Origin of the sequence: Allobosea sp. 47.2.35 (genome assembly GCF_024655635.1) — a bacterium.
Taxonomy (GTDB): domain Bacteria; phylum Pseudomonadota; class Alphaproteobacteria; order Rhizobiales; family Beijerinckiaceae; genus Allobosea.
Window position 1 is genome coordinate 182,171 of sequence record NZ_JANLGI010000007.1, and the last position, 17,921, is coordinate 200,091.

Sequence of the window (17,921 nt, forward strand, 5' to 3'; positions counted from 1 at the left end):
CCCGTTGCGCCGGCCCGCTTATGGTCCGCGCCATGAGCGAGAAAGCCACCACCGCCCCCGCCCTGAAGCCCGGCGACCATCTCTTCCTGGTCGACGGCTCGAACTTCATTTTCCGGGCCTATTTCCAGTCGATCAACCAGGACCGGAAATACAATGCCCGCTCGGACGGGCTGCCCTCCGGCGCGGTCCGGCTCTTCGCGACGAAGCTCTTCCAGTTCGTTCGCGAGGGCGTGCTCGGCGTCCGGCCGACCCATCTCGCCATCGTCTTCGACAAGTCGGAGAACTCGTTCCGCAAGGCGATCTACCCGGCCTACAAGGGCAATCGCTCCGATCCGCCGCCCGATCTCATCCCCCAGTTCCCGCTGATGCGCGAAGCGGTGCGCGCCTTCGGCCTGATTCCCGTGGAGCAGGATGTCTACGAGGCCGACGACCTGATCGCGACCTATGCGAAGCAGGCGCGCGAGGCTGGCGCCGACGTCCTGATCGTCTCCGCTGACAAGGACCTGATGCAGCTCGTGAAGCCGGGCGTCGCGATGTATGACCCCGCTTCCGGCGACCAGAAGAAGGGCGCCGGCTTCCGGGCCGAACGCCGCATCGGCGAGCCCGAGGTCGTCGAGTATTTCGGCGTCATGCCGGACAAGGTCACCGATGTTCAGGCGCTGGCCGGCGACGCCACCGACAACGTGCCGGGCGCGCCGGGCATCGGCATCAAGACGGCGGCCCAGCTGATCGGCGAATATGGCGATCTCGAAACCCTGCTGGCGCGTGCCGGCGAGATTAAGCAGCCCAAGCGCCGGGAAACGCTGACCAATCCCGAGGTGATCGAGAAGGTCCGCATCTCCCACAAGCTCGTCAGCCTCGTCGAGGACGTGAAGGTCGAGACGCCGCTGGAGAACCTGACGCTGGAGCAGCCCGATCCGGCGAAGCTCATCGCCTTCCTCAAGGCGATGGAGTTTACCACCATCACCAAGCGCGTCGCCGAGGCCTATGAGGCGGATGTCGGCGCCGTCGATGCTGATCCGGACCTGGCTCCGGGTGGCGCACGCGCGGCCGAGCTCAAGGCGCTCTATGCCGGTGCCGATGCCGCCGGGGATGCGGCCATGGGCATCGCAGCTGCCGCCTCTCCGGCGCCTGCCGCCGCAGCCTCAGGCACTTCGGCTGGTGAAGACGGCTGGCTGAAGCCGGCCGACCTCGCCACATCCCGCAGGAACGAGGCGATCGCCGGTAAGATCGACCGCTCGAAATATGAATGCGTGCGCACGCTCGCCGATCTCGAACACTGGATCGGCTGGGCCTATGAAGCCGGCCATGTCGCCCTCGACACCGAGACCAATTCGCTCGACGCGATGCAGGCCGACCTTGCCGGCATCTCGCTCGCGGTTGCGCCGGGCCGGGCCTGCTACATCCCGCTCCAGCATCGCGGCGGCGATGGCGGTCTCTTCGACGAAGGCTTGCTGGCCGACCAGATTCCGCTGGCGCAGGCCGTCGCGGCGTTGAAGCCGCTGCTCGCCGATGCCGGCGTGCTCAAGATCGGCCAGAACCTGAAATACGACCTGCTCATCCTGGAGCGTCATGGCCTCAGCGTGTCCCCGATCGAGGACACGATGCTGATCTCCTATGCGCTCGATGCCGGCAACAACACGCACGGCATGGACCGGCTCGCGGAACTGCATCTCGGCCACGAGACGATTCCGTATTCCCAGGTCGCCGGCACCGGCAAGAACCAGGTCACCTTCGACAAGGTGCCGCTCGACAAGGCGACCGACTACGCCGCCGAGGATGCCGACGTCACGTTGAGGCTCTGGCTCGCGCTGAAGCCCCGCCTCGTCGCCGAGAAGAAGACGGCGGTCTACGAGGTGCTGGAGCGGCCGATGGTCGAGGTCCTCGCCAAGATGGAGCGTCGCGGTATCGCCATCGACCGGCAGATCCTCTCCCGGCTCTCCGGCGATTTCGCGCAAGGGTTGGCGCGGCTGGAGGACGAGATCTACGAGCTCGCCGGTGAGAAGTTCACGATCGGTAGCCCGAAGCAGCTCGGCGACATCCTGTTCGGCAAGATGGGCCTGGAAGGCGCCAAGAAGACCGCGACCGGCCAATGGGCGACGGGTGCCGGCGTGCTGGAGGACCTTGCCGAGCAGGGCCATGCGCTGCCTTCGAAGATTCTGGAGTGGCGCCAGCTCGCCAAGCTGAAATCGACCTATACCGACTCGCTGCCGGGCTATGTGAATCCCGAGACGAACCGGGTTCACACCTCCTATGCGCTGGCCGCGACCACGACGGGCCGGCTGTCCTCCTCCGAACCGAACCTGCAGAACATCCCGATCCGCACCGAGGCCGGCCGCAAGATCCGCACCGCCTTCGTGCCCGAGAAGGGCTACAAGCTGGTCTCGGCCGATTACAGCCAGATCGAATTGCGCCTGCTCGCCCATATCGCCGAGATCCCGCAGCTCCGGCAGGCTTTCGCGGATGGTATCGACATCCACGCGATGACGGCGTCCGAGATGTTCGGCGTTCCCGTGCAGGGCATGCCGAGCGAGGTCCGCCGCCGCGCCAAGGCGATCAATTTCGGCATCATCTACGGCATCTCGGCCTTCGGCCTTGCCAATCAGCTCGGCATCGGCCGCGAGGAGGCGAGCGCCTATATCCGCAAGTATTTCGAGCGCTTCCCCGGCATCCGCGACTACATGGACCAGACCAAGACCCATGTCCGCGCCCATGGCCAGGTCACTACGATCTTCGGCCGCGTCTGCCATTTCCCGGCGGTAGCCTCGAAGAACCCGTCCGAGCGCGCCTTCGTCGAGCGTCAGGCGATCAACGCCCCGATCCAGGGCTCGGCCGCCGACATCATCCGCCGGGCGATGACCCGGATGGACTCCGCGCTCGCCGCCAATCGCCTCAATGCCCGCATGCTCCTGCAGGTCCATGACGAGCTCGTCTTCGAGGTGCCGGAGGCCGAGGTCGAGAAGACCCTGCCGATCATCGAGAAGGTGATGGTCGAGGCGCCGCATCCGGCCGTGCAGCTCCGGGTACCGCTCGCGGTCGAAGCCCGCGCCGCCGACAACTGGGACGAGGCGCACTGAGCGCCTCCGCCCGGCCGGAACCCGGCCGATCCTTCCGGCGTTGATCCCTCCGACGCGCCAGGGGGGCGCGGATTGCGCGTTGGAATCGGGGACATGCTCAGCTCATCGGCCTGGAGGCCGTTTCCGCGCTACATGGCGGAACCGGAACCGGTGGAGGACAATGCGGAGGTCACGCCCTCGGAGCATGACCTTATCGTCCGCTACGCCATCGTCGGCATCTTCGTCATTCTCGCGACGGCCTCGCTGGCCCTGACCAAGGTCATCGCGATACCGATCGTGGCGGGCGTGATCTTCGGGCTCGTGCTTGGCCCGCTCGTCGACGTGCTGGCGCGGCACCGCGTGCCGCAGCATGCGGCTGCGGCGCTGGTTGTGCTGTTCTTCATCGGTCTCTTGCTTGCCGCGATCGCCATCCTCGCCGTGCCGGTCGCCGGCTGGAGCGATCAGGCCCCGGCCATGATGACGGCGCTCAAGACCAAGCTCGCCGGTGTCTTCGCCTTCATGGACGAGTTCAAGCGCGGCATCGCCTCGATCACCGGCAAGGGCGCCGAACTCAGCGTCTCCCAGGGCAACCCGCTCTTCGACATCGCCATGACGTCCTCGACGGCGGCCGGCGGCATGCTGATCTTCGTCGCGACGATCTATTTCTGGCTGGCGACCCGTCGTCATCTCAAGGCGCGGGTGCTGAGACTCTGCCTAGGCCGTGGCGCGCGCCGTTCGGCCGGTTCCTTCTTCGAGGAGATCGAGGCCCGCGTCGCCCGCTATTTCGCACTGGTGACGACGATCAATCTCGGCATGGGCGTCCTCACCATGGCGATCGCCTGGATGGCAGGCCTGCCCTTCCCGGTTTTCTGGGGCGCGCTCGCCTTCCTGCTCAACTATCTCGCCTTCATCGGCCCGATCATCGTTGCGATCCTGCTTCTGGCTGGTGCCTTGCTCGATGCGCCCTCGATCGTTGCGGCGCTCTGGCCTGCGACGGCCTATTACGTCCTGCACCTGATCGAGGGCAACGCGGTCACGCCCGTCTTCGTCGGCAACCGGCTGACGATCTCGCCCTTCCTCGTCTTCGTCGCCTTCATCTTCTGGCTCTGGCTCTGGGGGCCTGTCGGCGCGGTGCTCTCGACGCCGATCGTCATCGTCGCCATGGTCGCGCAGGAGGAATTCGCGCGCTATCGCCGCGACAAGGCCAAGGCGGACGCCGAAGAGGCTGGCGAGGCGAAAGCGGCCTGATCGCGGCCCCGGAACTGAAATCCCGCTTATGCGTTGCCGAAGCAGGCGGAAGCCCTTGCGGCAGCCGCATCTCCCCGCCACCATCGAAACTTGCAACAGCGACAGGACGACACCGCCATGGCCACCACGACATCCGCGAAACGTCAGACCGCCGCCGCCGCCAAACGTGCGAAGGCCGAGGTCGAGGCCGGGGCCGAGGATGTCGCCGCCGAGGCGCGCCAGGCCGGAGCCCGTGCCAAGCGCCAGGCGAGCGCGCTGGAGGACACGCTGACCCGCAGCGCCGAGGATATCGCGGCCACCGTCAGCGAGCGCCTGCGCGCCGTCGGCGTCGACACCGACAAGATGGTCGATGTCGCCAAGGAGCAGGCGACCGAGCTGCAGCAGCTGATCGAGGACGAGATTCGCGAGCGGCCGCTGCGTGCGCTCGGCATCGCGGCGGCGGTCGGCCTGTTCGTCGGCTTCCTGTCGGCGCGCTGACCATGTTCGGGGGGATCGGTTCCTTCATCGCCTCGGAGGTGTCCGGGGTGGTGAGGCGCAATGTCATCGTCTACGGCCTGTTCGGTCTCGCCGTCCTGCTGATGCTCTGCGCCGGCGGCTATGCGCTGAACGCTCTGCATACCGTGCTGGTGCAACACTACGGTGCGATCGCCGCGAGCCTCTGGGTCGCCGGTGGTTTGTTTCTGGCTGGGTTTTTCGCCATCTGCATCGCCCTTGTCGTCAAGGGACGGCGCCGGCCGCCGCGCCCGGCTGCGACGGCGGTTCTTGCGGCGGCGCCCATCGCCGCGAAGCTCATTGGCTCGCGCCTTAGCTGGCGCATGGCGGTTGCCGGCGGCATCATCGTGCTCGGCGCGATTCTGGGCCGCCAGATCGTCGCGGGCGGCGAAGATGACGATGCGGAAGCCTGATTCCGTGTGAATCGGCAGGCATGGACGAAGCATGTCTTTTTACATAGGGATGTCGGCATGCGTCCCTTAACAAGACTTGCATGTCTGCTCAGGTGAGGCCTCGCAATCGCTTCCCGCTGCCGGTTTTTCCGGTCTTCGGCGCGCGCTTTCGTTCGGCCACGACCACGATCATCGCGATCGGGGTGGTGGCGCTCGCAGTGGTGCTGGCTGCCTGGATCAACTGGCAGGCGCGGCAGACGGCGGACCGTGTCTCGCATGCGATCGAGATCCGTGAGCGCGCCGAGCGCTTCCTCGGCCGGATGCGCGATGCCGAGACCGGGCAGCGCGGCTTCCTGCTGACTGGACAGGCAAATTATCTCGATCCTTTCACCGAGGGCAGGGCCGCCGCCGGCCCCGAGCTCGACATCCTGACGGCGCTGGTCGATGCCGATCCGGCCCAGAAGGAGCGGGTCGGGACCTTGCGCGAGGACATGGCCACCAAGTTCGCGGAGCTTGATCGGACGATCTCTCTGGAACGCGCGGGCCGCCGGGCGGAGGCGCTGGCGCTGGTCCGCAGCGAAAGCGGCATCGCCGCGATGGATCGTTTGCGCGATACGGTCCAGGCGATCCAGCAGAGCGAGAATATCCGCCTGAGGTCGCTCTACAGCCGCGAGGAGCGCCGCCGGCTCTGGGGCAGCACGGGCATCGTCATCGCGCTCGCCGGGCTCGCCTTCGCCGCCTGGCAGCAATTGCGCAGCCGCCAGCGCCGCAGCACCGCGCTTGCCATCAGCAATGCCGAGCTGGAGCGCATCGTCAGCGAGCGCACGCGGCAGCTGGAAAGCGAGCGCCTGCGCATCGAGGCGCTGCTGCGTGACGTCAATCACCGGGTCGGCAATAACCTCGCCATGGTTTCGGCGCTGCTCAACGTGCAGAGCCGGCAGACGCGCGAGCCTGCGGTCAAGGCGGCGCTGGCCCAGGCGCAGTCGCGCATCCAGGCGATCGCCGCCGGGCAGCGGCGCCTGCGCCTCGACATCGAAACGGACGAGATCGACGCGCGGCCCTATATGGAAGACCTGCTCGCCGAGATCGGAAAATCGGCGGAAGGCCGGCCGATCCGGATCGATCTCGACATGGAATCGATCCGCCTGCCCGGCCGCGACGCCGTGTCCTTCGTCGTCATCGTCAACGAACTCGTCACTAACGCCATCAAGCACGCCTTTCCCGAGGGCATGTCGGGCCGGATCGTGATCCGATTCGCTCCGACGGAGCAGGACGGGGAACCGGCGCTCGCGCTGTCGATCGAGGATGACGGCGTCGGCATGCCCCTGGAGACGGCAAGCAAGGGGCTTGGCCAGACGGTGATCGCCAGCCTGCTGCGCAGCATGCGGGCGACGATGACCTCAGAGCCGGCGCACCCCGAGCGGGCCGAGCGCCCGGGCACGCAGGTGACGATCGTTTTTCCGAAGCGGGAAAGCCTTCCGGCTCACGCCTGACGTGCGGCGTCAGCCCTGCAGGGCCTTGAGGCCGGTCACGCCCACTGCACTTTTGACGAAGGCCGCGACCTCGCGCGTCGAGAACGGCTTGCGCAGGAAGCGGGCGCTGCGCAGCGTCGCCGGTACTTCATGCGGCGCCGATCCCGAGACGAAGGCGAAGGGCGTGCCGCTTTCCTGAAGCGTGCTGGCCACGTCGAAAGTCTTGCCGCCGACGACATCGATGTCGAGCAGGGCACAGGCCAGCTGCTGCGCCGTCATCCGGTGCGCTTCCGCCACGGATTCGACGACGATCAGCTCGACGCCGTCGCCGAGCTGCTCGGCCACGGCGGTCTCGATGTCCATCGCGATGAACGGATCATCCTCGACGATGAGTACGCGGATATCAGCCATTGACCGGCTCTCTCACTCACACTGCAATCCTGTTACGCGGTCTCAACGTGACAGGATTGGCGATGTTCCTGCTTCGACGTGGCACGCTCGCCGAAAGCTAGGAATTTGAGTCGATTTTGACCGGTCAAGGTTAGTAAAACGTAAGCCTGCCCGCAGTTCGTTTACGTCAACGCCGGCGGCCGGGCTCGACCAGCGTCAGGTCGAGCGCCGTGACGCCGATCGCGACATTGATGCCGCGATTGCCCTGGAGCGGCAGCGGCAGCAGGCTCGCCTCATTGTCCTTGCCCCCGACCAGTGCATTGCCGGGCGTCGACGGGGCGGTTGCGCTGCCGCTCTTGAACGAACCGCCGAGCGCGCCGAGCGGCGCGCGCGCATAGGGGCCGTAGACGCGCCAGACCATGGTCGCAGTGCGCACCGAGCCGAGATCCAGGCTGAAGCTCCGAACGATCCCGTTATAATGCTGAATCGGCCCGCGGCGCGGCCTGAAGCGGCATTCGGTCGGGCGCTGGGATTTGGCGATGGCCGCGAAATTGTTGCCGATGGTGCAGGACAGGCGCCCGGTCGGCGGGCCGGCGGGCTGCGCGGCGGCCGTCTCATGCATTCCTATGAGGCCGACGAGGGCAAGGGCGGTTAGGCAGGGTCGGGAATGCCCAAGGCTCATCTCGAATGCTCCTGGTGAACTGGCGGTACGAACGCCCCAAGAAACCCACAGTTCCGGGTTAAGGAACCAGTATGAGTTTGTAGCGTTGGCGTTTCATCTTGGCATGGGAATGTCGATGTCCGTGAGTCGTCCGCGTGGGGAAACCCCAACAATAATCGATCCCGAAACCCTGACGGCGCTGCCGCCTTTCTGGGAATTGGAGGATCTCGTCGCCACGGGTCTCGATCAGGAGGCCGCGCTGGCTGTCATGGTCGCGCGCCGCAGCGGGCCTCGTCTGGTCGGCGACATCGCTCCGGGCGACGACGAGCAGGGCTTCCTTCTGAGCTTCGGGGCGCCCGAGCTTCCCCACTGATCCCCTACTGGCAGAAGCGGGAGGCGCGTGAGCGCCGTTCCTGAATATCGACATGCAGGTGGTTGGCATGGGCGGCGTCCGAGCCCGGCCCCAGCGTGGTCATGAAGGCGCCACAGGCCGATTGCCTGATCGCATCGAGGAAGCGGTTCTGCGCCAGGCCTTCCGGTTTCTCCACCACGACCTGCGACGCATTACCGTCGCTCCCCAGCTTGAAGGCGAAGATATCCAGGGCCTGGCCGGTCGCGTGTTCGCTGACCGGGCCGGCCGAGGCCCGGTTGCGCCGCCGGCATTCATGCCCGCCGCCGACACGCAAGCTCGCGAGATCGCGCTCGAAATGGCCGCGCGCCAAAGGCTGGACGCTGCCGTCGAGCCAGCCGGCCAGGGTCTTCGCCATGGCGCAGCTCAGCACGGGCGGGGGATCCAAGCTCACGCTGGCGCTGCCGCCCGGTCGCCTGATGGCGAGGGCCTCGACCCGGACCGGCTCGCTGACGCGGCAGGCCGGGTCAGTGTTTTTGGGGTCAGGGCTGGCTGGCAGGACCCGGTTGCCGGGGATCGCTGCGAGCGCGGCAAGGCATGAAGCCTGTCCGGAGGGCGCATCTGGGGTCGTTGCGCTCGAAGGCTGCGGCGCGACCGCAGGTGCCTCGTTCGGCGCCGGAGTGTTCGGCACGGACGGCCGCAGTTCAGGCGGTCGGGATGGAGGGCGCTGCTGGGAAATCGGCGCGACCACAGGCGTTGCGGCGGCACCCATCGGGGCAAGGCAGATTCCAACGACAACCATGCCCGACACAGTCGCTTTGACGGGGTCAAGCCACCGCACTTCGCCGCAAGGTGCGGCCGGCCTGTTCGCGTCGGGCTGGGTGGGGTGACCTAGCTGTCCAGGGCCGAGGCGCTGGCGATCGCCAGACCGGTCAGACCGGCGAGCGCGAGGGAGAGAATCTCCGCGCTCGGGGCCCCCGGTTGGATGAATCCTGAGAAGAGGGCAGTCCCGATCGATAGTGCCGCGATCGCGGCCGAGAAGCAGGTCGTCGCCATGGTCCACGCCCTCCCCAACTGCAAACGAAACTGTCATTCAACGCCGAACGCATCATTTCCGCTCGGGTTCCGAACAGCAAGAGAAAAGGCCCGCGGATCGCGCCGCGGGCCTTGATCGCTTTCGACGGTAAGTCGAGGCGTCAGGCGGCCTTGCGGCCGGCGCGGCGGTCGAAGAACAGGGCCTGGCTGATCGCGGCCTTCACAGCCTCCGGCTGGAACGGCTTGGTGATCAGGAAGGCCGGCTCCGGCCGGTCGCCGGTCAGGAGCCGCTCGGGATAGGCGGTGATGAAGATCACCGGCACGTCGATCGAGGACAGGATCTCGTTGACGGCGTCGAGGCCCGAGCTGCCATCGGCGAGCTGGATATCGGCGAGCACGAGGCCGGGGCGCTTCTTGGCGACCAGTGCGAGCGCCTCGCGCTGGGTGCGCGCGACGCCTGTGACGCTGTGGCCGAGCTCCTCGACCATGGTCTCGATATCGAGCGCAATGATCGGCTCGTCCTCGATGATCAGCACCTCGGTCGCCACCTGCTCGGCGATTTCCTGCCCGGCGGTCTGGATCAGCGCGGAAGCCTCGGCGGCCGTGATATCCATCACCTTGGCGACGTCGTCGAGCGGGAAGCCTTCCACGGTGCGCAGCAGGAAGGCTTGGCGCGGGCGCGGCGTCAGCGCCTCGAGATTGCGCTCGGCCGGTGCGCGCGACAGCTCCACGACCGGGGCGGCGGCATCGACGCTGGCCGAGGACCACAGCTTCAGGAAGGTCTTGTACAGGCCGATGCGCGGGTCAACGTCGCGCGGGAATCCCGAGGGGTCGGCAACGAGGGCTTCGAGCATGGCGACGACATAGGCATCGCCGCTCGGCTGGCTGCCGCATAGCGCCCGCGCGAACCGGCGCAGATACGGAAGATGAGGCGCAATTTCTTTTGCAATCGACATGAACGCGTCCCTTTTAACGTGCTGGAATAATGGCTTAGGATGCGTCTGAGACAAGAAATTTATTTTTGCGGGAGCATGGAACCTTGGGCTGGGGAGCCCGTTATTAAGGCGCATTGGTGTCGCCAGCGCGACGTGGCTTCGGCATCGCCGGCAGGAAGTGGCAAGACCAGGTATGACGGGACGTGGAGATGTGGGATTGGCTGGAAAAGCTGACCCGGTGGTGGTGCGAGGGCTGATATGAGCAGGTTGGATGCAGCGATGACTGAGCCGGACGATCCCGACGAGGGCTTCGATCTGGTTCTGGACCCGAAGGTGCAGGAATCCATCGGCCGCTCCCTCAAGGCCCATTACGACGACATCGTGAACGCACCCGTGCCCGACAAGTTTCTCGTGCTGCTGGCGCAGCTTGAGGCGACCGAGCAGCGTGCAGCTGGAGAGTCGCGTGATGAGTCCCAGTGAGATCGCGTCCGCCGACCGGGTCGAGGATCTGGCGCGGGAACGCAGGACCGAAGATTTCAAGGACGGGCTGATCCGCGAGATTCCCAATCTGCGCGCTTTCGCCGCCTCGCTCTCGGGTTCGATGCAGCTGGCCGACGACCTCGTGCAGGACACGCTGCTTAAGGCCTGGGGCAACTCCGACAAGTTCGAGCCCGGCACCAGCCTGCGCGCCTGGCTCTTCACCATCCTGCGCAACACCTATTATTCGCTCTACCGCAAGCGCGGCCGCGAGGTGCAGGACAGCGAAGGCACCTATGCCGAGCGCATGGCGACCCATGGCAACCAGGAGAGCCATCTCGACCTCGCCGATTTCCGCAAGGCCTTGGCGAAGCTCCCCGAGGAGCAGCGCGAGGTGCTGATCATGGTCGGCGCCACCGGGTTGTCCTATGAGGAGGCGGCCGAGATCTGCGGCGTGGCGATCGGCACGATCAAGAGCCGGGTCAATCGCGCCCGCACGAAACTCGCCGAACTGCTCTCCATCGGCAGCGTCGACGATCTCGGGCCGGGCCGCACCAACGCGGCGGCGATGCAGAGAGTTGGTTCCGAACCAGTTGGCTTCTGATGCGTTTGCGGCGTTTCAGCACTGTCCGGACACGTCTGCTGGCTTTGCTGGTTGTGATCGCCATCCCGATCGCCTGTGCCTCGGCCTTCGCGGCCTACGCCACCTACCGGGCCGCGATCGTCGCGATCGAGGCGGCGCAGGCGCGCACCGTCGATGATTTCGCGGTGCGCACCCGTGTCTGGTATCGCGGCATGTCGCGCGCCTTGCTCGCCTTCGGCACCACGGCCGGCGAGCTTGGTCTCGACACGTCCGGCTGCCGCGACGCCGGCGTCAAGGCGATGGAGCGTGCTGGAGGATTCCGCGCCTTCCTACTGCGGCGGGCCGACGGGCAGCTCTGCACCGGGTCGCTCGACCCCGACATTTCCGCCGAAACGCTGGACGGCATCGCCGGCAAGCTCGCTGGCCGCTCGGCCATCGGCATGTGGAACGGCGCCAATCTCGGCCGGATGCGCTACGATCAGGTCACGGCCGGCGGGCGACGCTATCTCGCGATCCTCGCCTCGGATTTCCCGGGTGCGAATGGCGGCTTGCAGCAGGCGCTCCTGCTGGTCTCCCCGGAACTGCTCGAGAATGTCTTCGATCTCGGCGAGGACGGGCAGGTTCTGAACGTTGCGTTGGTCGGGCGCGACGCCGGTCTCGTCGCCAGCCGGGGTGAGAACCGGGACATGTCGTGGCTCCCGCGCACCGACCTGATCCCGGAGAAACACGCCCGCTGGACCGGCCCGAGCCGCCGCGGGGAGGACAGCGTCTATGCGGCCCGGATGGTCGCGGAGCCGGATTTCTACATCGTCGCGAGCTTCGACGACCGGCCGGCCGAGGCGGCCCGGCTGCAATTCGTCGTGCTGCTGCTCGCGCCGCTCCTGACGCTCGCGCTGCTCTGCCTCGTCTGCATGCGGGCGATCGAGAAGCATTGCCTGCGCTGGCTGCGCGGCATCGAGGTCGCCGCCCGGTCGCGGACCACCAACAACCGGATTCGCGCCGCGGTGGCGGAAGACATGCCGAGCGACATCCGCAGCGTCGCCGAGGCCTTCAACGGCATGGTCGAGGAGCAGGAGGTCCGCCAGCGCCGCCTCCAGACGGCGCTCGACGACAACCGTTTCCTCGTTCGCGAGCTGCATCACCGGGTCAAGAACAGCCTTCAGGTCGTGCAGAGCTATATCGGGCTGAGCAAGCGCGATCATCGCGACGAGGCGCGGCTGGCGCTGGCCGATGCCGAATGCCGCGTACATGTCCTGTCGGCGGCCTATCGCTTCACGCTTGCCGATGGCGAGATGCAGCCGGTCCGGATCGACCTCTTCCTGGACGACGTCGTCACGATGATCTCGAACCTGATCCGCAGCCGCGACCAATGGGTCACGAGCCGGATCGAGACCGCCGCGACGCTCTCCGTCGACCGGATCATCCCGCTCGGCTTTCTCGTCGCCGATGTGGCGTCGCGCGCCTTGCGGGGCACGCCCGGCGTCCGGATCACCGTCGAGGTGCTGGATGTCGATGCCTCCGCGATCGAGGTCGGGCTCGAGGTCGATCGCGATATCGAGCACAGCGCGCCGCCGCGGCTCTTCGCGGGGCTGCTCACCCAGATCGAGGCCGTGCAGACGCAGGAGCCTCACGGCCGCAGCCTGGGCCGCTGGCGCATCGGCCACGGCTCCTGAATATCCAGACTTCAAACGAAAACGCGCCGCCAGACCGGTCCGGAATGGCAGCGCGCTTGCTGGGAAAATGGGTTGGCGTCTCAGCGCACGATATGCGTGACCGGGCCGCCGGCCATCGCCTGCTGCGACGGCGACGCGATCGCGCGCTTCGCCGTGCTGCGCGAACGGTCGGCATGGTCCACGGCGGCGACCTGCAGGCTGTCGGCATAACCACGCTCGCTCGCGCCCTTTGCCAGCGCCACCGTTGTCGAACTCTGGTCTTCAGGCATCTGGAGCCCGGCACCCAGGGTCAGGCCGGTCACGGCCGTTCCCATGAGGCCGAAGAAGACGATGGCGCGCATGGCCGGCGCGAGGCTGGACTTCGGCATGTATGTCTCCAGGGCTGGCCGGTCGATTGACCGGCTTTCGGCATGGAAAACGTCCGAAATGACGCTTTGGTTCCTTAAAAGCTCCGTGAAGGCTGATCCGCCCTATCCTTGCGGAACGCTGAGCCGGGTCGCCGCGTTGTTCCGAAGCCGGCTCCTTGCCGGTGATCGGGGGATCGCATTCGACCATGAACATCGCCAACCGGCCGGCACGCCTCGGCACGCCATGTCTTGCCTGTCCCTTGCGGCTGAAACCGGCCTTCCGGGACAAGACCGATGACGAGATCCGCTTCATCCAGACGATGAAGGTCGATCACCGCACCGTGCGCGCGGGCCTCGACATCATCCATCCCGGTCAGGAGGATGCGGAACTCTACACGCTCTATTCGGGCTGGGCCTTCCGCTACAAATCCCTGCCGGACGGGCGCCGCCAGATCCTCAACTTCCTGCTGCCGGGCGATCTCGTGGGCTTACAGGCCTCGCTGCTCAGCGCGGCCGAGCACGGCATCGAGGCACTGACCGATGTCGAGCTTTGCGTCTTCCCGCGCAAGCGCCTGTGGGAGCTGTTCGAACGGATGCCGACGCTGGCCTATGAAGTGGCCTGGCTCGGCTCGCGAGAGGAAAGCATGGTCGACGACAACCTGACCTCGGTCGGGCAGCGCAGCGCGGCCGAGCGTCTCGCGGCGCTGATCATCTCGCTCCATCACCGCGCCGATGCGCTAGGCCTCGTCACGAATGACAGCTTCGCCTTTCCGCTCTCGCAGCAGCAGATCGCCGATGCGCTCGGCCTCTCGCTCGTCCACACCAGCAAGACCTGGTCGCGGCTGCGCAAGGAGGGCCTGTTCTCGCTCTCACAGGGACGGCTGACCCTGCTGAACCCGCACCTGACGGCGCGGATGGCGGCGGTCTACGAACGGACCACGGCCCCGCGACCCCTGATCTGACGGGGCCGGGCGCCTTCGACATGGAATAAAAGCTTGGCGGCGGCCCGCTCTTGACCCCATATGCCGCGCAGGTAACGTGATTTGCGTCAGACGCGTCGTCTCCGCGGCGTTCAAGGGGTGTCATGTCTTCGACGATCCGCCATCGCCCACCGCGTGCTGCATCGCTGGCCGCCCGTCTTGGGCAGTCCCGCGTCGCGACGCGGATCGAGGGCGAGATGCGCGTCACCGCCGCCGATCTCGTCGATCGCGTGGCCGAGGCGAAGCTGAAGGTCGCGGCCGTCCGCTACAAGGTCGAGGGCGAGGTCCGCAGCAAGGCGGAGAAGCTCAAGAGTCGCGTCAGCGAGGCCAAAGCGAAGCTCGGCGACGAGGCGCGTTTCATCAAGTCCTGGATCGACGATCCCCGCCGGACCGGCTCGGTCACGCCGTCGAGCCCTGCGCTGGCCAAGCGGATGGCGTCCTATGTCGATCCCGAGCAGCCCGGTCCGGTCATCGAGATCGGCCCCGGGACCGGCCCTGTCACCGAGGCGCTGATCGAGCGCGGCATCGACGAAAGCCGCCTGATCCTCGTCGAGTACAGCCCTGAATTCTGCGAATTGCTGCGCAAGCGTTTCCCGCGGGCGACGGTGGTGCAGGGCGATGCCTATGCCCTGGCGACGACGCTGGCCGGCCATCTCCAGGAGAAGGCGATCGCGCTGGTCTCCAGCCTGCCGCTGTTCAACCGTCCGCCGGCCGCGCGCACGGCATTGGCGCGCGAAGTGTTTCCGCTGCTCGTGGAGGGCGCGCCCTTCATCCAGTTCACCTATTCGGTGATCTCGCCGATTCCGCGCAAGGGCTCGGGGCTCAAGGCCTCCGTTTCCGACTGGGTGCTGCGCAATATCCCGCCGGCGCGAGTTTGGGTTTATCGTCAAATTCGTTGATTTTTCGCCGAGTTGACGCTGCGTCATCGGCGTTTCCCGCGAATTGCCGACGTTTCCACACGGAATCGTAAGACCTCGCTGTTAGGCAGCACGCGCGACCGGCTGCGTGCTGGTCGGCCTGCCAGCGAGGAGCCTAAACAGCCGATGAGTGGCGCAGTCCTCCGTTACAGTTTGCCGCGTTGGCGCCTGACGCGTTGGCTGGCGGATGCCGGGCCGGATGTGCCGCCGGAAATCCGGGTCGCGCTGATCGGCAGTCTCTACGGCACGTTGCCGATCTTCGCCGGCGGCGTGATCAACTCGCTCGCGGTCTCCTTCCTGATCGCCTGGCGCATCCCGACCCTTCCCTTCATGCTGTGGTGCGCCTTCGAGCTGCTCTGCTGCAGCATTCGCCTTGTCGTGCTGATCCATGCCCGCCGCCGCGCAGCGCGTGGCGCCTCGACACCGACCGATCTCTACCTGCTGCTCGGTGTCGCCTGGGCGGCCGGCATCGGGGCCGGTACCTTCCTCTGCCTGACCAGCGGAGACTGGGTCGCGGCGACTTTGGCTTGCCTCTCGGCCGCCGCGATGGTCGGCGGCATCTGCTTCCGCAACTTCGCCGCGCCGCGCATGGCCGGCGTGATGATCGGCCTGACGCTCGGGCCCTGCGTGCTCGCGACGCCTTTCATCTCCGAGCCGATGCTGTTGATCACCTTCATGCAGATCCCGCTCTATCTCTTCAGCATGACGGTTGCCGCCTACAAGCTGAACGCCATGCTGATCTCGACCATGCGGGCCGAGCGCGAGAACGCCTTCCACGCCCGGCACGACATGCTCACCGGCCTCTCGAACCGGACTGGCCTGGCCAAGGCCTTCGCCACCCGTTTCGAGAGCGAGACCGCGCCGCGGGGCTTGGCGCTGGTCTATCTCGATCTCGATGGCTTCAAGGCCGTCAACGACAATTACGGGCATATGGCGGGCGATGCGCTGCTCCAGCTTGTCGCCGAGCGCCTGCGCGGTCTCGTCCGCAGCTCCGATGTCGCGGCGCGCATCGGCGGCGACGAGTTCGTCGTGCTCTCCGAGCAGACCGAGCGGGTGCAGCTCCAGCGCTTCGGCGAGCGCATCGTGCGCGAGATCTCCGAGCCCTACGAACTCGATAGCGGTGACCAGCTCAATATCGGCGCGTCCGTCGGCATCGCGCTCGCGCCGGAGCATGGCCGCGACATGAACAGCCTGATGGCCGCCGCCGATGCGGCGCTCTATCAGGCGAAATCGCGCGGCAAGTCGCTCTGCGTCATCGCCGGGCAGCGCTCCGTCCTGGACGCGCGCGCTTCGAGCGGGCGTCACCCGCGCTTGCAGTAGGGGCGCGTCACTCGATCTCGCAGGCGTCCTTCGCCGGCATCAGCCGCCAGAGCCCGTCATCGGGTTTCGCCGGGATCTTCACCGCGTTATCGGCGATCTCCTCGGCATCATAGGGGTTGGGATTGGCGATGATCCCGCCATTGCGGATATCGAGCACGCCTTGCGGCCCGCTCTCCAGCCGCCAGCTTCCGGCATCCCATTCCGGCACGCAGCGCAGACCCTTGCCCTGCGGCTTGCAGAAACCGCTGAGCTGGTAGTCGAAGCGGCCGGTGGTCGTGCGCTGGCGCAGGTTGAAATAAACAGCGACATAGAGCGCCGCATGCGGCTCTGCCTGCCAGTTGCCGGGCTTGTGGACGAGGCGGATCTTCGTGACCTTCTGCTGCGGATGCGCCTTGAGATGGGCCTCGTCATAGGCGCGCTCCCAGCAGGCGTCCCGCTTCACCGGCAATTCGCTTTCGAGCGGGCGGGCCATGGCTGGCAGGGCGGCCATCAGCAGGGCGGAAACGGCGATGGCGCGGCGCATGCGGGTTGCCTCCGGGCTTCGAAGGCTCAGATCACCGCAGTTTGACGTGGACTGCAACGGCTTTCGTTCCGTGCTTGACCGCAGGCGCGCGCTGAGGCTTGGCTGTCGCGCCGAGACGGAACAGCCGGGGCGGGAAGCGTGACGGATATCGGGCGGCTGGTCCGCGACATCACCGAGGAGATGCGCCGAGCCGAGGAGCGCGGCGAGGTCGCGACCTATATCCCACCGCTCGCCCGTATCGATCCCCGCCAGTTCGGGCTTTGCGTCGTGACGGCGGATGGTGAGATCCATGCTTCCGGCGACAGCGAGGAGCCCTTCTCGATCCAGAGCGTCTCGAAGGTGTTTGCCCTGACGCAGGCGCTTGGCAAGGTCGGCGATACGCTCTGGCGCCGGGTCGGCCGCGAGCCCTCAGGCACACCGTTCAATTCCATCGTCCAGCTCGAGCGCGAACAGGGCGTGCCGCGCAATCCCTTCATCAATGCCGGTGCCCTCGTTGTCGCCGACATCAACCTCGCCGGCCACGAGCCGCGCGTCGCCATCGGCGAGTTGCTGCGCTTCATGCGCTATCTTGCCGATGATGACACGATCATCATCGACGAGGCGGTGGCGCGAGCCGAGCAGGCGACCGGCTTTCGCAACATCGCGCTCGCCAATTACATGAAGGCCTTCGGCAACATCACCCATGCGCCGGAACTGACGCTCGGCGTCTATTTCCACCAATGCGCCATCGCGATGACTTGCCGCCAGCTCGCCATGGCCGGGCGCTTCCTGATGCATGGCGGCTATTACGAGCCCGGCGGGCCCCGCGTCGTCTCCGGCCAGAGGGCGCGGCGCATCAACGCGCTGATGCTGACCTGCGGCCATTACGACGCTTCCGGCGATTTCGCCTTTCGGGTCGGCCTGCCCGGCAAGTCGGGCGTCGGCGGCGGCATTCTGGCGATCGCTCCGGGCAAGGCCGCGATCGCAGTCTGGTCGCCCGGCCTCAACGCCAACGGCAATTCCCTGCTCGGCACGCTGGCGCTGGAACGCCTGACCGAGGCGACGGGCTGGTCGATCTTCGCGCGGTAAGCG

The 17,921-nt window shown here is 66.8% G+C and carries 20 protein-coding genes; 13 read left to right on the top strand and 7 right to left on the bottom strand.

The window, feature by feature from the left end; genetic code table 11:
- Positions 1–32 precede the first annotated feature (32 nt).
- From polA to NUV79_RS11535, 5 genes are all read left to right on the top strand, one after another.
- Positions 33–3,077: a DNA polymerase I gene (polA, locus tag NUV79_RS11515; RefSeq protein WP_257733219.1), complete on the top strand. Its 3,045-nt coding sequence runs from the start codon at positions 33–35 to the stop codon at positions 3,075–3,077.
- A gap of 93 nt (positions 3,078–3,170) precedes the next feature.
- Positions 3,171–4,304, top strand: coding sequence for an AI-2E family transporter (locus NUV79_RS11520; protein WP_257733220.1), 1,134 nt, complete (start codon positions 3,171–3,173; stop codon positions 4,302–4,304).
- 117 nt (positions 4,305–4,421) lie between these two features.
- Entirely contained in the window at positions 4,422–4,781 is a 360-nt protein-coding gene (locus NUV79_RS11525) for a DUF883 C-terminal domain-containing protein (protein ID WP_257733221.1), read from the top strand.
- Positions 4,782–4,783: 2 nt separating this feature from the next.
- Positions 4,784–5,209 carry a hypothetical protein gene (locus NUV79_RS11530; protein WP_257733222.1) on the top strand — a complete coding sequence of 142 codons (426 nt, stop codon included), beginning with the start codon at positions 4,784–4,786 and terminating at the stop codon, positions 5,207–5,209.
- Between the two features lie 80 nt (positions 5,210–5,289).
- Positions 5,290–6,681, top strand: coding sequence for a sensor histidine kinase (locus NUV79_RS11535; protein WP_257733223.1), 1,392 nt, complete (start codon positions 5,290–5,292; stop codon positions 6,679–6,681).
- Between the two features lie 9 nt (positions 6,682–6,690).
- On the opposite strand, the gene NUV79_RS11540 is transcribed toward NUV79_RS11535, so the two are convergent.
- Together NUV79_RS11540 and NUV79_RS11545 are read right to left on the bottom strand one after the other, a co-directional pair.
- Positions 6,691–7,071, bottom strand: coding sequence for a response regulator (locus tag NUV79_RS11540; protein ID WP_257733224.1), 381 nt, complete (start codon positions 7,069–7,071; stop codon positions 6,691–6,693).
- Positions 7,072–7,237: 166 nt separating this feature from the next.
- Positions 7,238–7,672, bottom strand: coding sequence for a DUF992 domain-containing protein (locus NUV79_RS11545; protein ID WP_257733225.1), 435 nt, complete (start codon positions 7,670–7,672; stop codon positions 7,238–7,240).
- 145 nt (positions 7,673–7,817) lie between these two features.
- Between NUV79_RS11545 and NUV79_RS11550 the strand changes: the two genes are divergently transcribed.
- Entirely contained in the window at positions 7,818–8,084 is a 267-nt protein-coding gene (locus tag NUV79_RS11550; RefSeq protein ID WP_257733226.1) for a hypothetical protein, read from the top strand.
- Between the two features lie 4 nt (positions 8,085–8,088).
- Here the strand turns inward: NUV79_RS11550 and NUV79_RS11555 are convergent, their stop codons facing one another.
- The 3 genes from NUV79_RS11555 to NUV79_RS11565 form a co-directional block, all read right to left on the bottom strand.
- Complete coding sequence (locus NUV79_RS11555; protein WP_308218192.1) at positions 8,089–8,862, bottom strand: extensin-like domain-containing protein; 774 nt, start codon at positions 8,860–8,862, stop codon at positions 8,089–8,091.
- Between the two features lie 89 nt (positions 8,863–8,951).
- A complete protein-coding gene (locus tag NUV79_RS11560; RefSeq protein WP_257733228.1) occupies positions 8,952–9,116 on the bottom strand; it encodes a hypothetical protein in 165 nt (54 codons plus the stop codon).
- Positions 9,117–9,256: 140 nt separating this feature from the next.
- Positions 9,257–10,051: a response regulator gene (locus tag NUV79_RS11565; protein ID WP_257733229.1), complete on the bottom strand. Its 795-nt coding sequence runs from the start codon at positions 10,049–10,051 to the stop codon at positions 9,257–9,259.
- A 258-nt stretch (positions 10,052–10,309) separates the two neighbouring features.
- On the opposite strand from NUV79_RS11565, the gene NUV79_RS11570 reads away from it, so the two are divergent.
- The 3 genes from NUV79_RS11570 to NUV79_RS11580 are packed head-to-tail and all read left to right on the top strand — an operon-like array spanning position 10,310 to position 12,763.
- Positions 10,310–10,510 (top strand): NepR family anti-sigma factor, encoded by a 201-nt coding sequence (locus NUV79_RS11570; protein ID WP_257733230.1) that lies wholly within the window; start codon positions 10,310–10,312, stop codon positions 10,508–10,510.
- Positions 10,497–11,111 (top strand): sigma-70 family RNA polymerase sigma factor, encoded by a 615-nt coding sequence (locus NUV79_RS11575; RefSeq protein ID WP_257733281.1) that lies wholly within the window; start codon positions 10,497–10,499, stop codon positions 11,109–11,111. The genes NUV79_RS11570 and NUV79_RS11575 overlap by 14 nt, the downstream gene beginning before the upstream one ends.
- On the top strand, positions 11,111–12,763 hold the full coding sequence (locus NUV79_RS11580) for a histidine kinase dimerization/phosphoacceptor domain -containing protein (protein ID WP_257733231.1): 1,653 nt from the start codon (positions 11,111–11,113) through the stop codon (positions 12,761–12,763). The genes NUV79_RS11575 and NUV79_RS11580 overlap by 1 nt, the downstream gene beginning before the upstream one ends.
- An 80-nt stretch (positions 12,764–12,843) precedes the next feature.
- On the opposite strand, the gene NUV79_RS11585 is transcribed toward NUV79_RS11580, so the two are convergent.
- Positions 12,844–13,131: a hypothetical protein gene (locus NUV79_RS11585; RefSeq protein WP_257733232.1), complete on the bottom strand. Its 288-nt coding sequence runs from the start codon at positions 13,129–13,131 to the stop codon at positions 12,844–12,846.
- Positions 13,132–13,316: 185 nt separating this feature from the next.
- On the opposite strand from NUV79_RS11585, the gene NUV79_RS11590 reads away from it, so the two are divergent.
- The 3 genes from NUV79_RS11590 to NUV79_RS25275 all read left to right on the top strand — a co-directional run bounded on the left by NUV79_RS11590 (position 13,317) and on the right by NUV79_RS25275 (position 16,327).
- The gene (locus NUV79_RS11590; protein ID WP_257733233.1) at positions 13,317–14,072 is read left to right on the top strand and encodes a Crp/Fnr family transcriptional regulator; all 756 of its coding nucleotides are present in this window, start codon (positions 13,317–13,319) and stop codon (positions 14,070–14,072) included.
- Between the two features lie 122 nt (positions 14,073–14,194).
- A complete protein-coding gene (locus tag NUV79_RS11595) occupies positions 14,195–14,989 on the top strand; it encodes a class I SAM-dependent methyltransferase (protein WP_257733234.1) in 795 nt (264 codons plus the stop codon).
- A 144-nt stretch (positions 14,990–15,133) separates the two neighbouring features.
- Positions 15,134–16,327 (top strand): GGDEF domain-containing protein, encoded by a 1,194-nt coding sequence (locus NUV79_RS25275; RefSeq protein WP_308218189.1) that lies wholly within the window; start codon positions 15,134–15,136, stop codon positions 16,325–16,327.
- Positions 16,328–16,334: 7 nt separating this feature from the next.
- On the opposite strand, the gene NUV79_RS11605 is transcribed toward NUV79_RS25275, so the two are convergent.
- Positions 16,335–16,850: a hypothetical protein gene (locus tag NUV79_RS11605; RefSeq protein ID WP_257733235.1), complete on the bottom strand. Its 516-nt coding sequence runs from the start codon at positions 16,848–16,850 to the stop codon at positions 16,335–16,337.
- Positions 16,851–16,988: 138 nt separating this feature from the next.
- Between NUV79_RS11605 and NUV79_RS11610 the strand changes: the two genes are divergently transcribed.
- Positions 16,989–17,918 carry a glutaminase gene (locus tag NUV79_RS11610; protein WP_257733236.1) on the top strand — a complete coding sequence of 310 codons (930 nt, stop codon included), beginning with the start codon at positions 16,989–16,991 and terminating at the stop codon, positions 17,916–17,918.
- Positions 17,919–17,921 lie beyond the last annotated feature (3 nt).

Coding starts and splice junctions, on each gene's coding strand:
- NUV79_RS11525 (WP_257733221.1), top strand. CDS start 4,422: ATGGCCACCACGACATCCGCGAAACGTCAGACCGCCGCCGCCGCCAAA.
- NUV79_RS11590 (WP_257733233.1), top strand. CDS start 13,317: ATGAACATCGCCAACCGGCCGGCACGCCTCGGCACGCCATGTCTTGCC.
- NUV79_RS11520 (WP_257733220.1), top strand. CDS start 3,171: ATGCTCAGCTCATCGGCCTGGAGGCCGTTTCCGCGCTACATGGCGGAA.
- NUV79_RS11575 (WP_257733281.1), top strand. CDS start 10,497: ATGAGTCCCAGTGAGATCGCGTCCGCCGACCGGGTCGAGGATCTGGCG.
- NUV79_RS11560 (WP_257733228.1), bottom strand. CDS start 9,116: ATGGCGACGACCTGCTTCTCGGCCGCGATCGCGGCACTATCGATCGGG.
- NUV79_RS11535 (WP_257733223.1), top strand. CDS start 5,290: ATGTCTGCTCAGGTGAGGCCTCGCAATCGCTTCCCGCTGCCGGTTTTT.
- NUV79_RS11530 (WP_257733222.1), top strand. CDS start 4,784: ATGTTCGGGGGGATCGGTTCCTTCATCGCCTCGGAGGTGTCCGGGGTG.
- NUV79_RS11595 (WP_257733234.1), top strand. CDS start 14,195: ATGTCTTCGACGATCCGCCATCGCCCACCGCGTGCTGCATCGCTGGCC.
- polA (WP_257733219.1), top strand. CDS start 33: ATGAGCGAGAAAGCCACCACCGCCCCCGCCCTGAAGCCCGGCGACCAT.
- NUV79_RS11605 (WP_257733235.1), bottom strand. CDS start 16,850: ATGCGCCGCGCCATCGCCGTTTCCGCCCTGCTGATGGCCGCCCTGCCA.
- NUV79_RS11585 (WP_257733232.1), bottom strand. CDS start 13,131: ATGCCGAAGTCCAGCCTCGCGCCGGCCATGCGCGCCATCGTCTTCTTC.
- NUV79_RS11565 (WP_257733229.1), bottom strand. CDS start 10,051: ATGTCGATTGCAAAAGAAATTGCGCCTCATCTTCCGTATCTGCGCCGG.
- NUV79_RS25275 (WP_308218189.1), top strand. CDS start 15,134: ATGAGTGGCGCAGTCCTCCGTTACAGTTTGCCGCGTTGGCGCCTGACG.
- NUV79_RS11580 (WP_257733231.1), top strand. CDS start 11,111: ATGCGTTTGCGGCGTTTCAGCACTGTCCGGACACGTCTGCTGGCTTTG.
- NUV79_RS11540 (WP_257733224.1), bottom strand. CDS start 7,071: ATGGCTGATATCCGCGTACTCATCGTCGAGGATGATCCGTTCATCGCG.
- NUV79_RS11570 (WP_257733230.1), top strand. CDS start 10,310: ATGACTGAGCCGGACGATCCCGACGAGGGCTTCGATCTGGTTCTGGAC.
- NUV79_RS11545 (WP_257733225.1), bottom strand. CDS start 7,672: ATGCATGAGACGGCCGCCGCGCAGCCCGCCGGCCCGCCGACCGGGCGC.
- NUV79_RS11555 (WP_308218192.1), bottom strand. CDS start 8,862: ATGGTTGTCGTTGGAATCTGCCTTGCCCCGATGGGTGCCGCCGCAACG.